The organism is Peptoniphilus equinus, assembly GCF_027921445.1.
Classification (GTDB): Bacteria; Bacillota; Clostridia; order Tissierellales; family Peptoniphilaceae; genus Peptoniphilus; species Peptoniphilus equinus.
Genome location: NZ_CP115667.1, coordinates 538,331 through 557,452 on the forward strand (window position 1 = coordinate 538,331; position 19,122 = coordinate 557,452).

The 19,122-nt window shown below is 47.4% G+C and carries 17 protein-coding genes; 16 read left to right on the forward strand and 1 reads right to left on the reverse strand.

The genetic code is table 11. From position 1 onward, the window contains the following. Positions 1 to 165: 165 nt before the first annotated feature. The 8 genes from ansA to ileS all read left to right on the forward strand — a co-directional run bounded on the left by ansA (position 166) and on the right by ileS (position 9,551). Complete coding sequence (ansA, locus tag O6R05_RS02715; protein ID WP_271192006.1) at positions 166 to 1,194, forward strand: asparaginase; 1,029 nt, start codon at positions 166 to 168, stop codon at positions 1,192 to 1,194. 266 nt (positions 1,195 to 1,460) lie between these two features. Next, a complete protein-coding gene (locus O6R05_RS02720; RefSeq protein WP_271192007.1) occupies positions 1,461 to 1,940 on the forward strand; it encodes an acyl-CoA thioesterase in 480 nt (159 codons plus the stop codon). Positions 1,941 to 2,172: 232 nt separating this feature from the next. Then, positions 2,173 to 2,349: a hypothetical protein gene (locus O6R05_RS02725; RefSeq protein ID WP_271192008.1), complete on the forward strand. Its 177-nt coding sequence runs from the start codon at positions 2,173 to 2,175 to the stop codon at positions 2,347 to 2,349. 377 nt (positions 2,350 to 2,726) lie between these two features. After that, a complete protein-coding gene (locus O6R05_RS02730; protein ID WP_271192009.1) occupies positions 2,727 to 2,921 on the forward strand; it encodes a hypothetical protein in 195 nt (64 codons plus the stop codon). 359 nt (positions 2,922 to 3,280) lie between these two features. Beyond that, positions 3,281 to 4,471, forward strand: a complete 1,191-nt coding sequence (locus O6R05_RS02735; protein WP_271192010.1) for a BaiN/RdsA family NAD(P)/FAD-dependent oxidoreductase — start codon at positions 3,281 to 3,283, stop codon at positions 4,469 to 4,471. After that, positions 4,468 to 5,742 carry an NAD(P)H-dependent oxidoreductase gene (locus tag O6R05_RS02740; RefSeq protein ID WP_271192011.1) on the forward strand — a complete coding sequence of 425 codons (1,275 nt, stop codon included), beginning with the start codon at positions 4,468 to 4,470 and terminating at the stop codon, positions 5,740 to 5,742. The genes O6R05_RS02735 and O6R05_RS02740 overlap by 4 nt, the downstream gene beginning before the upstream one ends. A 70-nt stretch (positions 5,743 to 5,812) precedes the next feature. After that, positions 5,813 to 6,238 carry an RrF2 family transcriptional regulator gene (locus O6R05_RS02745; protein ID WP_271192012.1) on the forward strand — a complete coding sequence of 142 codons (426 nt, stop codon included), beginning with the start codon at positions 5,813 to 5,815 and terminating at the stop codon, positions 6,236 to 6,238. A gap of 217 nt (positions 6,239 to 6,455) precedes the next feature. After that, positions 6,456 to 9,551 (forward strand): isoleucine--tRNA ligase, encoded by a 3,096-nt coding sequence (ileS, locus tag O6R05_RS02750; RefSeq protein WP_271192013.1) that lies wholly within the window; start codon positions 6,456 to 6,458, stop codon positions 9,549 to 9,551. 77 nt (positions 9,552 to 9,628) lie between these two features. On the opposite strand, the gene O6R05_RS02755 is transcribed toward ileS, so the two are convergent. Next, positions 9,629 to 10,165, reverse strand: coding sequence for a biotin transporter BioY (locus tag O6R05_RS02755; RefSeq protein ID WP_271192014.1), 537 nt, complete (start codon positions 10,163 to 10,165; stop codon positions 9,629 to 9,631). Between the two features lie 209 nt (positions 10,166 to 10,374). Between O6R05_RS02755 and O6R05_RS02760 the strand changes: the two genes are divergently transcribed. From O6R05_RS02760 to O6R05_RS02795, 8 genes are all read left to right on the forward strand, one after another. Continuing rightward, complete coding sequence (locus O6R05_RS02760; protein ID WP_271192015.1) at positions 10,375 to 11,166, forward strand: type III pantothenate kinase; 792 nt, start codon at positions 10,375 to 10,377, stop codon at positions 11,164 to 11,166. Next, positions 11,147 to 12,106: a tRNA dihydrouridine synthase DusB gene (gene dusB, locus O6R05_RS02765; RefSeq protein ID WP_271192016.1), complete on the forward strand. Its 960-nt coding sequence runs from the start codon at positions 11,147 to 11,149 to the stop codon at positions 12,104 to 12,106. Before O6R05_RS02760 ends, dusB begins: the two co-directional genes overlap by 20 nt. A 121-nt stretch (positions 12,107 to 12,227) precedes the next feature. Continuing rightward, positions 12,228 to 13,046 carry an energy-coupling factor transporter ATPase gene (locus O6R05_RS02770; RefSeq protein ID WP_271192017.1) on the forward strand — a complete coding sequence of 273 codons (819 nt, stop codon included), beginning with the start codon at positions 12,228 to 12,230 and terminating at the stop codon, positions 13,044 to 13,046. Beyond that, positions 13,034 to 13,897, forward strand: a complete 864-nt coding sequence (locus O6R05_RS02775) for an energy-coupling factor transporter ATPase (protein WP_271192018.1) — start codon at positions 13,034 to 13,036, stop codon at positions 13,895 to 13,897. Before O6R05_RS02770 ends, O6R05_RS02775 begins: the two co-directional genes overlap by 13 nt. Further along, a complete protein-coding gene (locus tag O6R05_RS02780) occupies positions 13,890 to 14,708 on the forward strand; it encodes an energy-coupling factor transporter transmembrane component T family protein (protein WP_271192019.1) in 819 nt (272 codons plus the stop codon). The genes O6R05_RS02775 and O6R05_RS02780 overlap by 8 nt, the downstream gene beginning before the upstream one ends. Continuing rightward, complete coding sequence (gene truA / locus O6R05_RS02785; protein WP_271192020.1) at positions 14,705 to 15,442, forward strand: tRNA pseudouridine(38-40) synthase TruA; 738 nt, start codon at positions 14,705 to 14,707, stop codon at positions 15,440 to 15,442. Before O6R05_RS02780 ends, truA begins: the two co-directional genes overlap by 4 nt. 150 nt (positions 15,443 to 15,592) lie before the next feature. Next, positions 15,593 to 17,299, forward strand: a complete 1,707-nt coding sequence (locus O6R05_RS02790; protein WP_271192021.1) for a catalase — start codon at positions 15,593 to 15,595, stop codon at positions 17,297 to 17,299. Positions 17,300 to 17,378: 79 nt separating this feature from the next. Next, entirely contained in the window at positions 17,379 to 18,707 is a 1,329-nt protein-coding gene (locus O6R05_RS02795; protein ID WP_271192022.1) for a Na+/H+ antiporter NhaC family protein, read from the forward strand. Positions 18,708 to 19,122: the final 415 nt, after the last annotated feature.

Genomic DNA, 19,122 nt, shown 5'->3' on the forward strand with positions numbered 1-19,122 from the left:
AATATTTATGGCCCATTGTCAGGAATATGATTAAGGCTGCGATTGAGAATAAACAGAATCTGATTGTGGAAGGTTGTTATATACCTTTTGACTGGGATTAGGATTTTTATGACTCTGTTGGAGGTCAGGACTGTAGCGTCGGCGAAGGTCAATGGAGGTGACGCAATGAAAAGTTTAAAAGATAAAAAAATACTTATTATATATACAGGAGGCACTATCGGTATGGTGTCGGGGCCAAATGGCTACATCCCGGTTCCGAATACGGTGAGGGATATACTGAGTCAGCAATCCATTATGCACCATAAGGATATGCCATCATGGGATATTTTCGAGTTTGAAGTGTTGCTGGACTCGTCCAATGTGGGAGTCGCAGAATGGAATCAGATGGGGCGATGTATTTTTGACCACTACCGGGACTATGACGGGTTTGTGGTGCTCCATGGCACGGACACAATGGCTTATTCGGCTTCGGCGATGTCGTTTATGCTCCAAGGTTTGGATAAACCGGTGGTGTTCACAGGATCTCAAATTCCCCTTTGTGAGATTCGCAGTGACGGTCTTGAAAATATTTTTAATTCGATTTGCATTGCCGCTGAAGGGGTGGCTCGAGAGGTTTGTATCTGCTTTTCCGGGAAGCTCCTTCGCGGGAATCGTACGGTCAAACTCTCATCAGACCGGTTTATTGCCTTTGAATCACCCAATTATGCGCATCTTGCCGAGATAGGCATTAACATTCAGTACAATGAGGGCGCCCTTGAGAGGCCGGATCCCCCTGCAGACGGGTTGAAGCTTGTGGAGTTTAGAGAGCTTCCCATCGGCGTCATTAAAGTGTTTCCCGGGATACAGTTTTCGCTGTTTGAAGGAATTATGACGGAGCGCCTTCGGGCGATTGTGCTTGAAACCTTTGGTGCGGGTAATATCCCTGCAAGCGACAATGCACTGCTTCCGATTATAAAAAAAGCTTACGAACACGGCGTGATTATCACCGTATGTTCCCAGTGTTTACAGGGCACGGTAAGCCTCGGTACTTATGAGACCAGCAGAGGTCTTTCTGAGGTCGGTGCGGTTGGCGGCGCTGATATGACCACTGAGGCGGCGGTGGCCAAGCTTTACTATTTATTTAGTGCGCAATACAGCAAAGAAGCTATCAAGGCAATGATGTCTCAGAATATGTGTGGAGAGCTCACTGAGTAAGACCGGAGAGAGAAGTTGCCTGACTGCCGATGACACGGCGAACTTTGAGCTAAGATGTCGTCTCATGGCGGCGTGTCGACTTTAGCTGCAAAATTTTGGCCGTACCTTTAAGTTTAAAACTGAATTCATGATCAAAGGGCATAGACGTTGCGACGGTTGTGGCAAGGATTCTGTGGAGCCGAGGATAGAGTGCCGGGATTTTGCTTGTTATGCGGCCTTGACTTTACAACGATATCATGAATAATAAAAGAAAAAGGAGTGACACTATGACAGCACACAAAATAGCAATTCAAGATACTTACGGAGAAAGATTTCAACATTGTTGGGGATGTGGTCCTAAAAATGATGAGGGACTTCACCTGCATTCCTATCCGAGTGAGGACGGAGAGACTTGCGTTTGTCAATTCACCCCGGATAAAAAATACACCGGCGGAGTGCCTGCAAATCTCTACGGCGGCATGATTGCCATGCTCTTTGATTGCCACGGTACGGCGTCGGCGGCGTGGTTTGCCCATCACAACAAAGGTATGGAATTGACTGAGGACACGGTCATCGGTCGTTTTATTACGGCACGTCTTGAAATTGATTTTAAAAAACCGGTGCCGATGGAAGAGGTCATCACCGTGACGGCACGTCTCGAAGACCTCGGTGAACGCAAAGCCGTGATTCTCATGGAGATGGAAGCGGGCGGCGTGATTCGTGCCCAGGCAAAAATGATTGCGGTCGCTGTTAAAGATACGATGTGAGCGCCATAGTTATCGGCTTAAATTTTTGAGCTTCGGCTGACACGGGTAGAGAATTTGGAGCGAATGTTTGCGCTGCTACGAGACGTGGCTATGGTAAAGAGCCTCTGAGAGGGAAACCTGCTTGGGGGCCTTTTTTGTTATTCGCATGTCAGTGGTGACGTAGCCTGAGGGATGTAAGCATAAGGATATGAACGATGGATGAGCACCGCATCATACCTTCTGTGAAGGCATCGTGCGGGGCAAACCCATAGCCACACTGGATATCGCCATAGACTATCGCATGGTCAATCATGACAGGGACTATGTGTTGATTTACAAAAGTGATTTGTCCAAGATAGAGGTGGTGGAATGTAAAAGCAGTTATCTTGTTATCTTTCAGGATCTGGGCCTCGTCATGAGCTATGGCTAAGAAAGCCTCAAGGTAATGAAGGATATAGGATAAACGTGATATCTGAAGGGGCAGGTATTCAGATTACCTCTGAAAACTTGTGGTCGTATTCCTTGTCGTGCACTTTGGACGAAAGCGGCAGAGCGAGCTTGTGATAGTGTGACATTTTTTTAACCAATCAGGCATGAGGAGGCCCCATGGGATAATTGAATCATATAAAGGGCAAGGACACACTCTTTCTCATTCACGGCAAAGGTGGAGAGATCGATCTTCCTAAACCTTTTGAGTGAGATATTTTTCTTTTTGAGAGTTACGTTGCAGGACTCACTCACCTTGAAAAGGGTCAGAATGTTGAGCCGACGATTACCGTCGGGACAAAATTTGTTTTCTTTCACGATGTGTACAACGTTTATGGCGAGATGGCCATTGATATCGAACTTGAAGACGGTGCAAAGAGGGTTACATACCTCAGCGAGACAATAGTGTTTTATCGCTTGATGGATGCCTGCAAGGAACTCTTTGAGGAAGTATCGAAGATTGCAAAACTAGGTACGTGGACTAGAATTTATTTTAAAAATTTTTTACATGAATAGACAGGTGAAGGGATCGCAGTCGTGAGGTCAGTGTATAAAAAAGTATAGAAGCCGGTTTCTAAACCGGTTTTTTTGTCGTCATGTCACGGACGGCAGTGATAACAGTAGGAAGGCTCGTCGAGTCTGACGTGGGCGAGGTCGACGAATGACAGTAGCGCGCTCAAACTTTTATGTGCAGTGAAAGGTGCGGTAGAACTTTTCAATCTCTATGTCAAACGGCAGGGAATAACGTGGTATAATTACTTATTAAGCTGTCATATTTTGTAACCTTTTATTAGCGAAAGGTTTATCAAAGCTTAAAATCAAGGGTGACTTTCGGGCGTTGCATTGTGAGATAAAAGCATTTAAACTTATAGGTAATGAAAACTATTTTGGTTATAGGTGGCGGGGCTGCCGGTGTTATCGCATCAATTGAGCTTGCACGGCGGGGACATCACGTCATCCTTTTGGAAAAAAAAGAACGCATTTTAAAAAAAGTGCTGACCACCGGAAACGGGCGGTGCAACCTTACCAATATTAATCTGGATGTTTCAGGGTATAACGACGCTTTTGTGGCTGATGTGCTGGAGCAAGTCTCCTGGGACACTTTGGTTCACTACCTTCAAACTCTCGGTATCTATACCGTCATAGAAGGCGACCGAGTCTATCCTGTGACCTTGAAGGCGTCCACGGTTGTCAATCTACTGATCAAGGCATTAGACGATGTAGGCGTGGAGGTTCGGAGCGGCTCACCGGTTACCGGCATCAGCAAGCAAGGGAAAACTTTTTGTGTGCGCACGAACGAGACGGCATGGTATGGTGACGGCGTGGTCTATGCTTGCGGCGGCGCCAGTATGCCGAAGCTTGGAACTGACGGCAAGGCGTTTAAGCTCTTGACCGATTTGGGACACACCGTCACCCCTCTCACGCCGGGACTCACTCAGGTGACAGCTCAGGTGCCTAAGGGTATCAGCGGCGTGAAAGTTGTGACTGGTATCACGCTGTTCGATGGAGAGAAGGTCATCGCTGAGGACAGGGGTGAAGTACTCTTTACCGATTACGGTCTTAGCGGGCCGCCGGTGTTGAATGTGTCCAAGTGGGTGCCTCATCTTAGAAAGCCCCATGTGGTCTTTTCTCTACTGAATCATCTAGGCGGCGAAGGTGAGGATTTGCTTTATGCCGCACGGTATACCCATGAGGACTACACTGTCGGTCGATTTTTAGAAAGCTTTATTGACAAGAAGCTGATTTTTTATGTACTTCGGCGGTTGGGTCTCAGAGATGATGTGGTACTTGCTATGTTGGATGAAGCTACGTTTGCGGCGCTGGCGACGATACTGCTTCGTCATGATATTGTCCTGACCGGCGTGCGAGGTTTGGACTTCGCTCAGATCACCTGCGGCGGCGTCAATTTACATGAAGTGGATTCTACGACGCTGGAGTCCAAACTGGTACCCGGGCTGTATATCCTCGGGGAAGCATTAAATATTAACGGCATTTGCGGCGGCTACAATCTGCACTGGGCTATGAGTTCAGCATTGTGCATGAGCAAGGCGATAGGAGGCATATGAATTACTTACAACATCAGTTAAAGGCCCACGGTCCCATTGCTGTGGGGATTGTCGGCTGTGGGATTATGGGGCGTTCACTCTTGATCCAACTCAAAGGGTTGAAGGCATTCACCCCTATTGTCCACAGCTCCCGCCATGTGGCGAAGGTAGCGGCTGCGTTTGACACGGCAGGATTTGAAAAAGACAGCTATGTGATTACCGATGACTTTGATACGGCACAGGCTGCGTTTCGTGAAGGTAAATCTGTCATCACTTCGGATAACACTTTTGCGGCCATTTTGCCTGATGTGGTCGTGGACTGCACCGGAGATACCAACGCCGGTTGTGAAATCACGTTAAAGGCGCTGGAGTCCAATACTCATGTGGTGAGTCTCAATGTGGAGATGGATGCTACCGTGGGTCCCTATCTCTATCAGTTGGCAAAGGCGAAGCAGCTGATTTATAGCGGCTCTTCCGGCGACGAGCCCGGTGCTATTATTGAGCTTTACGAGTTTCTTAATGCCATGGGTTTTGAGGTTTTGGTTTTGGGCAAGGGCAAGAACAATCCGCTCAACCGCAATGCAACCAATGAAGAGCTGGCAGAAGAGGCTGTGGGGCGTGGTCTCAATCCGCGAATGCTGACCTCTTTTGTCGACGGAACCAATACTATGACGGAATTGAATGCCGTGTGCAATGCCACGGGCTTTGTACCTGACATTCGAGGTTGTCACGGCTTTTCCACGACACCGAAGACCATTGCCGAAGACATTGATTTGGCGTCTCGCGGTTCGAAGTTGATGAACTATAAGGTGGTGGACTTTTCTATGGGGGTGGCTCCGGGGGTCTTCGCCATTGCTCGGACGAACTCGGCGTCTTTAGATGAAGAGATGGAATATTTAAGTGTGGGGAAGGCACCGAACTTCGCCATTTATCGGCCGTATCACCTGACCAGTCTGGAGACTCCGCTGTCCATTATCCGAGCGGTGGTCCTCCACGACGCAAGCATTGCGCCGGAGTATGGCAGTGTGGCGGAGACCGTGACTATTGCCAAGCGCGATCTGAAGCCGGGGGAATTGCTTGGGGGCATCGGGAGTAACGAAGTCTACGGTGTGCTTGAGACCAAAGCGGTGCAGCTTGCAGAGAATCTCTTACCTATCGGTCTTATCACAGATAAAGCTACAGCTAAGGTGGCTATCAAAAAAGGTACAGCTATCACATGGGATCAAGTTAATTTAGATGAGTCTGCCGCTATTGTGAAAGTTCGACGACTTCAGGAAAAAGGACAGTCTTAACAGTTGACAAACTATAGGGAAAGACTTAAGATTGGGGTAGTGTTTTAATTTTCAGAAGTAGGAGAGATTTATGAGGATCACTCGAGAAACAGATTATGCGTTTAGAATATGCGGTTACTTGGCACAGCATGAGGGCGAAATTATCGGTGCGCCCAAAATTGCAGAAGACCGAGTGATTCCCGAGCGTTTTACCCTTAGAATTTTGAGAAAACTTAACCAAGCGGGTATCACGACGGCAAAACGCGGTGTCAATGGCGGGTATACTTTGAAAAAGCCGAAAGAGCACATCAATCTTTATGATATTGTCGTTGCCATTGACGGACCTATTGTGGTCAATCGCTGTCTGGATGCCCAGGATCCTTATTGTTCCTACATGGGTTCTGATCCTAAAGCGCACTTGCAGTGTCGCTTTCACTCCACGTTGGGACAAGTTCAAAATCAAATTATTGATGTGTTAAAGGGTCGAACCTTGGATATGATTGTCAATCCTTCATAACACAACCATACACAGCTATGATGAGACCGGTTTGAGACTGAAGTTTGTAGAGAGCATTTGGGTGGTGAAAAAATGCAGCGGCGTTTCAAATAGATCAGCTCGGAGCTTTAGGAATTTCCGCCTTAAGGAATAGAGAGATAGGACCTATAAGAAGGGTGGTACCGCGGCATTTGTCGTCCCTTCATAGGTCTTTTTTATTACAAATTTAGGAGGCACTATGAAACAATTTAAACCGCTTTCCAAAGAGCCGGTGGCTCAAAGGGAAGAAAAAATCTCAGCATATTGGGATGAGATTGACTTACTTAAACGTTCTGTGGAGACACGGGACGGCAAAGAAAATTTTATCTTCTATGAGGGGCCGCCGACGGCAAACGGGAAACCCGGCATTCACCACGTGATTTCTCGGACGCTGAAGGATTTGACCTGTCGTTACAAAACAATGTCCGGCTACAAGGTCACCCGCAAAGCCGGTTGGGACACCCACGGTCTGCCGGTGGAAATTGAAGTGGAAAAGAAGTTGGGGTTACACAATAAGCAGGATATTGAAAAGTACGGTGTGGCCGCTTTTAATGAAAAGTGCCGTGAAAGTGTATGGGAGTATGAATCGGAATGGCGTCGGATCACTCGACGCATGGCCTATCTGATTGATATGGATGACCCGTATGTAACCTTGGACAACAACTATATCGAGTCCGTCTGGGCACTCTATAACGAGTTTTTTAAACAGGGTCTGATCTATGAGGGCCACAAGATTTTGCCGTACTGCCCACGCTGTGGTACCGGTCTGGCCTCCCACGAAGTGGCACAGGGCTATGAAGAAATAAAAACAACAACCGTCACGGCAAAATTTAAGCTAAAAGGCAAAGACAACGAATACTTTTTAGCTTGGACCACGACACCGTGGACCCTACCGTCCAATGTGGCGTTGGCGGTGAATCCGAATGTGGACTATGTGAAAGTTAAAGTCCATGACGACATCTATTACTTAGCCAAAGATCTGGCCGACAAAGTTATCGACCATGAGTATGAGGTGTTGGAGACGTTCAAGGGTAAAGAGCTGGAATACATGGAATATGAACAGCTTTTAGACTTCATTCAACCGGATAAAAAAGCCTTCTACGTCGTCTGTGCCGATTATGTCACTACCGAAGACGGCACGGGGATCGTCCATACGGCGCCGGGTTTTGGGGAAGATGACTATCAAACCGGACGCCGCTATGATCTGCCGGTTTTAAAACCTGTCGATGAAGCCGGTCAGTTCACGGAAACGCCGTGGAAAGGTACTTTTGTTATCGATGCGGATCCGGAGATTATTCAGTACCTTATTGAACATGATCTGATTTTCTCCAAGCATAAATTTATGCATAACTATCCGCATTGCTGGCGGTGTCACACGCCGCTGATCTACTATGCACATCCGTCCTGGTACATTGAAGTGACGAAGCTCAAAGAGAAGCTGGTGGAAAATAATAAAGGCGTCAACTGGTTCCCTGACTTTGTCGGAGAAAAACGCTTTGGCAACTGGCTGGAAAACTTAAACGATTGGGCCATTTCCCGTCAACGTTATTGGGGTACGCCGCTCCCAATCTGGAGATGTGATGAGTGTGGACATACCACCTCAGTCGGTTCTCGTAAAGAACTTAAAGAACGGGCGATTGAAGACATCTCTGAAGATATCGAGCTCCACCGTCCGTATGTGGATGATGTTCACCTCAAATGCGACAAATGCGGCCATACCATGAGCCGTATTCCGGAAGTCGGAGATGTGTGGTTTGATTCGGGAGCCATGCCGTTTGCCCAATGGCACTACCCATTTGAACACCAAGATGACTTCGAATCCCTCTTCCCGGCCGACTTTATCTGTGAAGGGATCGACCAAACTCGAGGATGGTTTTATTCCCTTTTGGCTATTGCCACCCTGTTTAAAGGCAAGAGTCCTTATAAAAATGTCCTCGTTAACGATCTGATCCTCGACAAACACGGCAAGAAGATGTCCAAGTCCAAGGGCAACACCGTGGCACCGTTGGAACTTTTCGACAAGTACGGCGCCGACGTGGTGAGATGGTATCTGCTCTATGTATCACCACCATGGACACCGACCAAGTTTGACGAAGACGGCTTACGTGAAGTGGAGTCAAAATTCTTCCGCTCACTGAGAAATATCTATAACTTCTTCAGTCTTTATGCCAATACGGACAACTTGACACCAGATGATTTTGATGTGGCTTATGAAGCGCGGGACGACATCGACAAATGGCTTCTCTCTAAGTACAACCGTCTGTTAAGTGACGTGGAGGCGGATATGAATGCCTTTGATGTGACGAAAGTCGTGCGGACGATTCAAAACTTTGTCATTGAAGATCTTTCTAACTGGTATATTCGCCGCAATCGTCGCCGCTTCTGGAAAAGTGAAGTGGATAATGACAAACGTGCCGTCTTTGCGACCACCTATGAAGTGCTCCTCGGTCTGTCCAAACTCATTGCGCCGTTTGTACCGTTTATTGCGGAAGAGCTCTATGAAAACCTCACGGAGAATGAATCCGTTCATATTGAGTACTATCCTCGTGCCGATGTGTCTAAATTCCAGCCTGAGATTGAAGCACGCATGGATTTAGTGCGCGATCTGGTTGCGTTAGGGCGTGCCAGCCGTGAGAATGCGAAGATCAAAGTCCGTCAGCCGCTCTCCAAAGTCATCATCGACGGTAACTACAAAACCCTGACGTCCGGTCTCGATGAGCTGATTAAAGAAGAGCTTAATGTCAAAGCGGTGGACTATGAGGATGATCTATCGCAATTTATGAACTATGAACTCAAGCCGAACTTTAAAGTGGCGGGATCTATTTTAGGAAGTAAGATTAAGGACTTCTCCAAATACTTGCAGTCAGTTAACGCTAAAGACTTTGTACAAGCTCTGGAGGCAGGTCCTGTATCTGTTGAGCTTAATGGTGAACCGACAGATATTGTTAAGGATTATATTCTTATCAATATCAAGTCTAAACCGGGCTTTGATGTCACGATGGAAAACAATCGTTTTGTCATCTTAGATACTGAGCTCACTGACGAGTTGGTGAATGAAGGTTTTGTACGGGAATTCATCTCTAAGGTACAACAGATGCGTAAAGCCAATGATTTTGATATCCTTGATCACATTGCCGTCACCTATGATGTGGATGAGAATGTGGCGGCAGCCTTACAAGCTAGTGCTGATTATATCAAGTCCGAAGTCCTCGCTGACAGTCTTGAAGCTTCAGACGGTGGCGAAGCTGTGGATTTAAACGGTCACGAAGGTCGCATCAGGGTCACAAAATTATAAAGCCATAAAAAAGACGAGCCTTATAGCTCGTCTTTTTTGCTATCAGCGTCACAAAAAAAGAGCCGAAGCTCTTTGTGTTATTTTATCGCCTTTTTAATTTTGGGAGTAATCACACTGCAGATCACCATCTTAAATAGATCGCCGGGAATAAAAGGTATGACGCCGATGGCGAGCAGTGCATAAAAGCTCTCAGGTGCTTTGGACATACTTTGCAGTATGTAGTAAAGATAGGGTAGTCCCACGGCGTAAAAGATGAGCTCACCTACGACTGTGGCAAGGAAGAGGCGAATCGGTCGTGTTTCACCCTGAGTGAGTTTTGCAATGACGTAGGCGCCAACGGCAAAGCCGGGAATGAATCCGAATGATGGCGAAAAGACCGACTGAAGACCGCCGCGAAATCCCGCAAAGATGGGAAGGCCTATAAGACCGAGAAGCATATAGATCAATACACTAAGAAAAGCGTCAGCGGGGGCGAGAAGCAGCCCTGCCATAATGACAAAAAAGTTTTGAAATGTGATAGGTACCGCGCCAATGGGTACAGAGATAAAAGCGCCTACTGCGATGAGCGCAGTAAAGAGTGCAATGCGTGTGAGTCGTGAAGTTGTAAGTGTCATAAGTCCTCCTTTGAATAATGTTATTGTACAATAGGTTAACAATAGTGTCAATGATAATTAAATGTTAACTTAAAGTGCGTTTTTCAGGATGATAATAGCAGGATGGCACAATGATCGTAGGATAAGGTGTCCGCAGCGCGTCTCTTGAAAAATGTAAGTGGGATGGATATAATACACAAATGAGCAATACTGACTATAAAAGGAGTACTATGTTACTAGTAATTGATGTGGGAAACACGTCCATTGTCTTTGGTGTGTACCACGAAAAAGAACTGATTCAAAATTTCCGTATTGCATCGGACCAGAAGCGAACGTCTGATGAATACGGTTTAATCTTTTACAATCTCTTAAGCCATGCAGGGATTGAGGCCAATCAAATTGATGATGTCATTGTATCGTCTGTGGTACCGAATTTAATGCATACGCTGCCGTCGATGATCATCAAGTATTTCAATCGTCGTCCGATCATTGTCAACATGGATTTGAACTATGACTTGAATATCCTCTATGACAATCCGAGCGCTGTCGGTGCGGATCGGATTGTGAATGCCGTGGCGGCATTGGAAAAGTACGGCGGACCTTGTATCATTATTGATATCGGTACGGCAATGACATTTTGTGCTGTGGATGGCAAGCGCAATTATTTGGGCGGCGCTATTTTTCCGGGTATCGGCATTTCAGCGGAAGCGCTTTTCTCTCGTACTTCAAAGCTCCCCCGTATTGAGATCATCAAAAAAGATCGCGTGATTCAAACCGATACCGTCTCCTCCATTCAGTCCGGGCTTTACCACGGTTTCAACCTGATGATAGACGGCATCATCGAGAAGATGATGGAAGAAGAAGGCTGGCAGGCGGACACGACAAACATTATTTCCACCGGTGGCTTCTCTGCGCTGCTGACCCATGAGTCCAAGTTTGATATGATTATCGACAGGGACTTGACTTTAGAGGGTCTTAGAATCATTTATGAGATGAACTCTGATGTCATTCTCAAACGATAAACCCATTTTAGGACTGAGTCCGCTTGCCGGCTACACGGATGCGGCATTTCGTCTTTTGGCGTCACGGGAAGGTGCGGATGAAGTGACCACGGAAATGGTATCGGTGAAGGGATTGGTGTATAACGACAGAAAGACCGATACGATTCTGTATCGTTTTGCTGACGAGGCGCACACCGTGGTACAGCTTTTCGGAAGAGAGTGGCGGGAGTTTGAAGTGGCGGCGAAGAAGGTGTCGGACCGAGGGTTTGCGGCTATTGATATCAACATGGGATGTCCTGCTCCGAAGATTGTTAAAAATGGCGCAGGGAGCGCGCTGCTGTTAGAGCCGGATAGAGTCTACGATATTGTCAGAGCGACAGTGAGCGCTACGGATTTGCCGGTTCATGTCAAACTGCGTATGGGCATTGAAGGCGTGAGTTCGGTGAATGCCGCCTTGGCTGCAGAGCGGGGCGGAGCCAAGCGGCTCACGGTGCACGGCAGAACGCGTGAGGCTTATTACAGCGGCGAGGCGGACTGGTCCTACATTAAGAAGATTAAAGATATGGTTGCCATTCCCGTGTTGGGCAATGGCGATGTGAATAGCTTTGAGACATTTCGTCGGCGACTGGAGGAGACTCGTGTGGACGGTGTGACCATTGGCCGCGGCGCCATCGGCAATCCCTTTATCTTCAGAGAAATTCAGTGCGGTATTCGAGATGAGCTCTACACGCCCCCAAGTTTAGAGGAGCGTGTGGCTACAGCCATCTATCAACTTCGTCTTGGAAGTACAGTCAAAGGTGAACACAGGGCGGTTCTTGAAATGCGTAAACAGCTTATTGGCTATTTAAAAGGCGAACCCGGCAACAAAGAGGTGAGGGAGGTTATCAATCGACTGACGACAGTCCAAGAAGTTGAGGACGTCCTGAAATCCTATCTCATACAACGTTCCAATGCACAGTAGAGGTCACGACGGCGTGGCCTCTTCGCATGTGAAGCGTAGGCGACGGGGATGACGGGGATATGGAACAAAAGCATTGAAAAGGTTCAAGGCTTGTACTACACTAAGTAAATGAGGTACAGACATGATTGAAATCAAAAATGTAAGTTTTAAATACAATGAAGAAGATTCCGACGTGATTAAGGATTTGAACCTTACCATTGAGCAGGGAGATTTTGTAGCCGTGTTAGGACACAACGGCAGCGGCAAGAGTACCCTGGCCAAGCTCATCAACGGCTTACTCTTACCGACTCAGGGCGATGTGCTTGTAGATGGCATGAATACCAAGAACGATGAGGACATTTGGTCCATTCGTTCCCGTGCCGGCATGGTATTTCAGAATCCGGACAATCAAATTGTCGCTACCATGGTGGAGGAAGATGTAGCTTTCGGTCCTGAGAATTTGGGCATTGAACACGATGAGATGCTCAAACGCGTGGACTTTGCTTTGGATGCTGTGGATATGGACGCCTTTCGCAAGAATGCGCCTCACTTACTCTCCGGAGGACAGAAACAGCGTGTCGCCATTGCAGGCATTCTCGCCATGACGCCGGAATACATTATCCTGGATGAACCGACAGCCATGCTGGATCCTGTCGGGCGTAACGAAGTGATGGCGACGATACAAAAGCTCAATGCGACTCAAAATAAGACGATTATTCTTATTACCCATTACATGGACGAAGCAGCTCAGGCGAAGCGGCTGATTGTCATGGAAGCAGGTCAGGTGATTTTAGAAGGTGAGCCACGGGAAGTGTTCTCCAATGTGGAACAGGTGAAGGCCATCGGTCTGGATGTGCCGCAAGTGACAGAGCTTGCCTGGGCATTGAAAAAAGAGGGTGTGGATATCAATACGAAAATCCTCACGGTGAAAGAATTAGTAGGTGAGCTATGGCGTTTGTAGAAGTCAGAGATCTTGTGCATATTTATAATCCCGGCTCCACGTTTGAGAAGCGGGCGCTCAACGGTGTCAACTTCAGTATTGAATCCGGAGAGTTTGTCGGACTCATTGGACATACGGGCAGCGGCAAGTCCACGCTCATTCAGCATTTAAACGGTCTGTTAAAACCCACTGGCGGCAGTATTGTTATTGACGGCGAGGATATTGCCGGTAAAGATGTCAAGCTGGCCGATGTGCGTAAAAAAGTCGGACTGGTGTTCCAATATCCGGAGTATCAACTTTTTGAAGAGACTATTGAGAGGGACATCGCCTTCGGCCCGAAAAATCAGGGCCTGTCTGCGGATGAAGTCACTGAACGGGTGAAGGAGGCCATGAATGCCGTCGGTCTGGACTATGATGACATGAAAGATCGCAGTCCTTTTGAACTGTCCGGCGGACAAAAGCGGCGTGTGGCTATTGCAGGTGTGCTTGCGATGATGCCAAAGCTCCTCATTCTTGACGAGCCCACAGCAGGCCTTGACCCTCACGGACGGGATGAAATTCTTCAGGAGATCAAAGACATCTTTAAAAAGCGGGATATTACCATTATTGTAGTTTCCCACTCCATGGAAGACATCGCTGAAGTGGCGGATCGTATTATTGTCATGACGGGCGGTACGGTCATGATGGACGATGCGCCGCGAGAGATTTTTAAACGGGAAGATGAGTTGGTGGCAATCGGACTCGGGGTTCCTCAAGTGACATCTTTTATGCGAGCTTTTAACAAGGTTTGCGGTGGGGTGGATGACGACTGCATCACCATTGATGAAGCCAAGGCGGAATTGCTGAGCTATTTAGGGGGACGGCATGCTTAAAGATATCACCATAGGACAGTACTATCCCGTGGATTCACCCATCCACCGCTTGGACCCTCGCAGTAAGATCATTGCCATTATGATTTTTATTGTGAGCCTCTTTTTAATCGAAGGGTACACGCCGTATATTTTGGTCTTGGGTCTTCTGGTTGTGACCGTGAGCCTGTCCAAAATCCCGATGAAACTGGTGGTGAAAGGGATTAAGCCGCTGCGCTGGATTTTACTTATCACCTTTGTCATCAATCTGCTCTTTATCCCCGGCGGCAAGACTCTGGTGCAGTTTGGCGTGGTGAGAGTGACAGAAACGGGGCTTCAAACCGCAGTACTCATGGCCATACGATTGGTTTTTCTTGTCATGGGTACCAGTATGCTGACCTTGACGACATCACCTATTGAACTCACCGACGGCATTGAGTTATTGCTCAATCCCCTTAAGCGCATCGGTGTACCGGCACATGAAATTGCGATGATGATGACAATTGCCCTGCGATTTATTCCGACACTTGTCGAAGAAACGGATAAAATTATGAAGGCACAGATGGCTCGGGGGGCTGATTTTGAGAGCGGGAACCTCATGGCTCGTGCACGAAATCTCGTGCCGCTTTTGGTGCCGCTGTTTATCAACTCTTTTCGCCGCGCCGATGAGCTGGCCACAGCTATGGAAGCTCGCTGTTACCGCGGCGGCGGGGGACGGACGAAGTATCGACAACTTCATATTCAGTCCCGGGATTATATTGCTGTCGGAGTCATGGTGGCTTTAGCGGCAGTGCTTATTGGTATTAAATTTTTGCCTGACGGGATGATCCTATGAATGTGAAGTTGGTTGTCAGCTATGACGGTACGGCTTTTCACGGCTTTCAGTCTCAGCCGAATGTGGTGACTGTGGAAGAAACCTTACGTCGTGGGGTGACAGCCGCTCTTATGGATGAGCACATTAAATTATGTTACGCCGGACGCACCGACAACGACGTTCACGCTTTCGGACAAGTGGTGAACTTTCACACGGATTCCGTTGTGGCTTTAAGTAATATGGCCCGTCTTATTAATTTTCATTTGCCGGAGACTGTCTCCGTGCTGTCTGCAGAAGCGGTGCCTGAAGATTTTCATGCCAGATACAGTGCTGTGGGCAAACACTACACCTATTTGATTTACAACGGCTTTCAGCGTCATCCGCTCTATGAGAAGCGTGCCATGCATGTGAGCTATAATCTGGATCATGAGAGGATGGAGCGCGCACTCCAAAAAATTTGCGGGGAGCAGGATTATGTGAGTTTTATGGGGCGATATGCTGTGGTCAAGGACACGATACGGCGAGTGGATGCAATCACGGTTCGCCGAGTTGGCGATCTTATCATACTGGACTTTTATGGAAAGAGTTTTTTAAAGAATATGGTGCGCATTTTAGTGGGCAGTGCGGTTGAAGTCGGCCGAGGCCGTTGTGATGAAAATTTTCTCTATGATGCGATGGTGAAGCGAGACCGAAAAGCGGCCGGACCTACGGCGCCGGGATGGGGTTTGTACCTTACTGACATTGCATATGATTAACAGGAGCCTTCGGGCTTCTTTTTTTGTGGGTAGGTCGGATGAAATGGATTAAATTTCAAAAAAATTACTTATATAAAAAAAGTTAACGGTCTTCGATATGGATACGGGTATAAAAACAATAAGTTATTTATTAAAACAATAGGAGGTACTATGAAAAATCCAATGGATAAAAATGGGCTGGGAAAACCGCTTCCGAGTCGCAATGATCACATCAATGGGCCTAAGACCATGACAACGGCCTCCGGCGCACCGGTAGTCAATAATGAAGATACCATGACAGCCGGTGAGCGCGGTCCTCAAGTGCTGCAAGATTTTTATTTGCTTGAAAAACATGCTCACTTCAATCGGGAGGTTATACCTGAACGCCGTATGCACGCCAAAGGTTCCGGCGCATTCGGAACATTTACTGTCACTCACGACATCACTCAGTATACTAAAGCTAAGATTTTCTCTGAAATAGGTAAAAAGACTGAAATGTTTGCACGGTTTTCCACGGTTGCGGGGGAACGGGGTGCGGCTGATGCGGAGCGTGATATCCGCGGTTTTGCTGTGAAATTCTACACCGAAGATGGCAATTGGGACATCGTCGGGAACAATACACCGGTCTTCTTTTTTAGAGATCCTAAGAAGTTTATCGACCTAAACCATGCGGTCAAACGTGATCCGCGCACCAATTTGAGAAGTCCTAATACCAACTGGGATTTTTGGACTTCACTGCCCGAGTCGCTGCTTCAAGTCACGATTACTATGAGTGATCGCGGCATTCCATCCAGTTTCCGTTATATGCATGGCTTCGGTTCTCACACCTATAGTTTAATTAATGACAAAAACGAACGGGTTTGGGTCAAGTTCCACCATAGATCGGTTCAAGGCATTCAAAACTTTACCGACCAGGAAGCGGAAATGGTGGTGGGTAAAGATCGGGAATCCAGCGGTCGTGATCTTTATGAAGCCATTGAAAAGGGCATGTATCCAAAGTGGAAGTTCTATATTCAAGTCATGACTGAAGAGCAAGCTAAGGACTGCCCGTTCAATCCGTTTGACCTCACCAAAATGTGGCCGAAGAAAGCATATCCGCTTATCGAAGTTGGTGAATGGGAACTCAATCGCAATGCAGACAATTTCTATCAAGATGTGGAACAAGCGGCTTTTACGCCGGCCAATATTGTACCGGGGATCGGATTTAGTCCGGACCGTATGCTTCAGACACGGATCTTTGCCTATGGCGATGCACAGCGTTATCGCTTAGGTGTGAACCATCACCAAATTCCTGTCAATTCACCAAAAGGTGTGAAACATCCGCACTCTTTCCATCGTGACGGTCAGATGCGTGTGGACGGGAACTTGGGATCGGAACTGCATTATGCACCGAACAGTTATGGCGACTGGAACGATCATCCTGATATGGCGGAACCGCCTATGGAAGGAGGCAATGCGGATTACTACGATTTTCGCAAAGATGACCACGACTACTTTACGCAACCCGGCGAGCTTTTCCGTGCCATGACCGATGCACAACAGTTGGTGCTCGTGGAAAACACTGCGAGGGCGATGGAAGATGCGACGCTCCAAATCAAACACCGCCACATTCGCAACTGCCATCAGGCCGATGAGAGCTATGGAACCATGTTAGCGGCAGCTCTGGGTATTGATATCGACACGGTGGATCTGACAGAAGCTTCCTACGACAGTCGAGCACAGTGGGAAAAAGATCGTCACAGAGATGCGGATTTGGATCAGCCGACAGAAGCGGCTGAACCTGAAACAGCGAAAGATCTCCCAGCTGAAGGCAGAGATACGAACGTCAGCGATCCCGCCTCTCTCACGGATTGGCAAGCAGATCCATATCTTCTATAAGCACATAAAAATTTAAAAAATTTTAAGTCGATAGGGTTCCCTGTCGGCTTTTTTGCTATACTGTGATAAGGAGGTCATCATGGAACTGATCACATTGTTATTATTTTCTCTGACACTTGGACTTTGCGTGATTTTAAACCTGCCGGTGCTTGTGGCGCTGGTAGTTGGATACCTACTGTTTTTAGGCTACGGTCTTTTAAAAGGCCATCGGGGATCGGAGCTGATCCGCGCCTCACTTCATTCTGCAAAGGACTGCGGCACCATTTTATTTGTCTTTTTACTTGTCGGAGCTATCTCGGCCCTTTGGCGGGCATCGGGCACTATTGCCACCTTTATAGAGTTGGGCGTGTCTGTGATGAATCCGGCGCTGTTTTACGCCATTATCTTTATACTTAACACGCTGCTGTCGCTTTTGATCGGCAGTTCGTTAGGCACATCGGCCACCATGGGTGTCATTTCCATATCGTTGTGCCGCGTCATGGGTTTGAACGAAGTCCTTACAGCAGGGGCCGTCGTCTCCGGCATCTTTGTCGGCGATCGCAACTCACCGGTATCTACCAGTGCGCTATTGATTGCCACCGTCACCAATACCGACTTATTCGATAATTTAAAACGGATGATTAAGACAGGCATTGTGCCTTGGCTCCTGACTCTTTTGATCTATCTGCTTCTGGGACTCGGTGCAGAAGGTCAGGTGCCGTCGAATGTCACCGCCGCATATAGAAGTTACTTTAATATGTCGCTGCTGACTTTGCTCCCCGGACTCATCATTATCGGGCTCAGTTTATTTCGCATAGGCATAAAGAAACTGCTTTTTATCAGTATTGCCTTTAGCATAGGGATCACTTTCATCTTGCAGGATGTCCCGCTTCGAGATATTTTGAGCTATACCGTGTTCGGCTTTGTCACCCGAAGGCCGGACATCAATGCGACCTTGCAAGGTGGCGGAGTCGTCAGTATGTTACAGGCGTGTATCGTCGTCTTTATCTCCTGTGCATACTCCGGACTTTTTGAAGTCACCGGACTGCTTATGGCTATCAAAACTAAGCTGGAAGATATGGGGAGTCTTATTACACCGTATGGCGCTATGTTAGTGACAGCAGTCGTCACAGCTGCCGTCGCCTGTAATCAAACTCTTGCGAATATCCTCACCAACAATCTGATGGACACCTCCGTACCTAATGACAAAGAGCGTGCTCTGATGATTGAAAATACCACGCAGACCATTTCGGGGCTCATCCCTTACAACATTGCTGTCGCCATTCCTCTGGCCAATATGAATATGGGTTCAGAAAGTATCCCGTATATGTTTTTTCTCTATCTGTTGCCGGTGTGTAATTTCTTTATTTGGGAAAGCAGGCGAGGCAAGGACATTTATAAAGGACCGGCATCAACGAAATCGATCTAAACATTATCAAAATAAGCCGGGTGGGCAGGGTGCTCGGAAACAATTTTTGGAATCGTAATCCCACAGGGTATGTTCCAAGATTGAATGGGTAGATATACCATAGAGTTTAGGTAAAGCTTTCTTAATAAAAGGTATTGACAGAGAATTGTCGATACGATACTATACAAGTATAGTATTGACTCTAGTAAAGTGATACTGGACTTAGGAAAAAGTTTGTAACGGAGGTGTATATGGGATTTTTCAACAAGAAAAAGAAAGACCATGGGAAGCATGGCCGGGATAGCACTGAAAAGAAGGTGACCGAAGACATTGGTGTCGAGCTCAAACATCACGACCATCAGGATGTTGATACCGCAGCTCAAAAGACCGCTGATGCAACCTTAAGTGCAGGATCTGCACCGGAGGTCGATAAGAC

Bases quoted from the DNA above. Each gene is read 5' to 3' on its own strand.
- O6R05_RS02720 (WP_271192007.1), top strand. From the start codon at position 1,461: ATGACAGCACACAAAATAGCAATTCAAGATACTTACGGAGAAAGATTT.
- O6R05_RS02780 (WP_271192019.1), top strand. From the start codon at position 13,890: ATGCTTAAAGATATCACCATAGGACAGTACTATCCCGTGGATTCACCC.
- O6R05_RS02755 (WP_271192014.1), bottom strand. From the start codon at position 10,165: ATGACACTTACAACTTCACGACTCACACGCATTGCACTCTTTACTGCG.
- O6R05_RS02740 (WP_271192011.1), top strand. From the start codon at position 4,468: ATGAATTACTTACAACATCAGTTAAAGGCCCACGGTCCCATTGCTGTG.
- O6R05_RS02760 (WP_271192015.1), top strand. From the start codon at position 10,375: ATGTTACTAGTAATTGATGTGGGAAACACGTCCATTGTCTTTGGTGTG.
- ileS (WP_271192013.1), top strand. From the start codon at position 6,456: ATGAAACAATTTAAACCGCTTTCCAAAGAGCCGGTGGCTCAAAGGGAA.
- O6R05_RS02770 (WP_271192017.1), top strand. From the start codon at position 12,228: ATGATTGAAATCAAAAATGTAAGTTTTAAATACAATGAAGAAGATTCC.
- O6R05_RS02735 (WP_271192010.1), top strand. From the start codon at position 3,281: ATGAAAACTATTTTGGTTATAGGTGGCGGGGCTGCCGGTGTTATCGCA.
- O6R05_RS02745 (WP_271192012.1), top strand. From the start codon at position 5,813: ATGAGGATCACTCGAGAAACAGATTATGCGTTTAGAATATGCGGTTAC.
- dusB (WP_271192016.1), top strand. From the start codon at position 11,147: ATGTCATTCTCAAACGATAAACCCATTTTAGGACTGAGTCCGCTTGCC.
- truA (WP_271192020.1), top strand. From the start codon at position 14,705: ATGAATGTGAAGTTGGTTGTCAGCTATGACGGTACGGCTTTTCACGGC.
- ansA (WP_271192006.1), top strand. From the start codon at position 166: ATGAAAAGTTTAAAAGATAAAAAAATACTTATTATATATACAGGAGGC.
- O6R05_RS02790 (WP_271192021.1), top strand. From the start codon at position 15,593: ATGAAAAATCCAATGGATAAAAATGGGCTGGGAAAACCGCTTCCGAGT.
- O6R05_RS02775 (WP_271192018.1), top strand. From the start codon at position 13,034: ATGGCGTTTGTAGAAGTCAGAGATCTTGTGCATATTTATAATCCCGGC.
- O6R05_RS02795 (WP_271192022.1), top strand. From the start codon at position 17,379: ATGGAACTGATCACATTGTTATTATTTTCTCTGACACTTGGACTTTGC.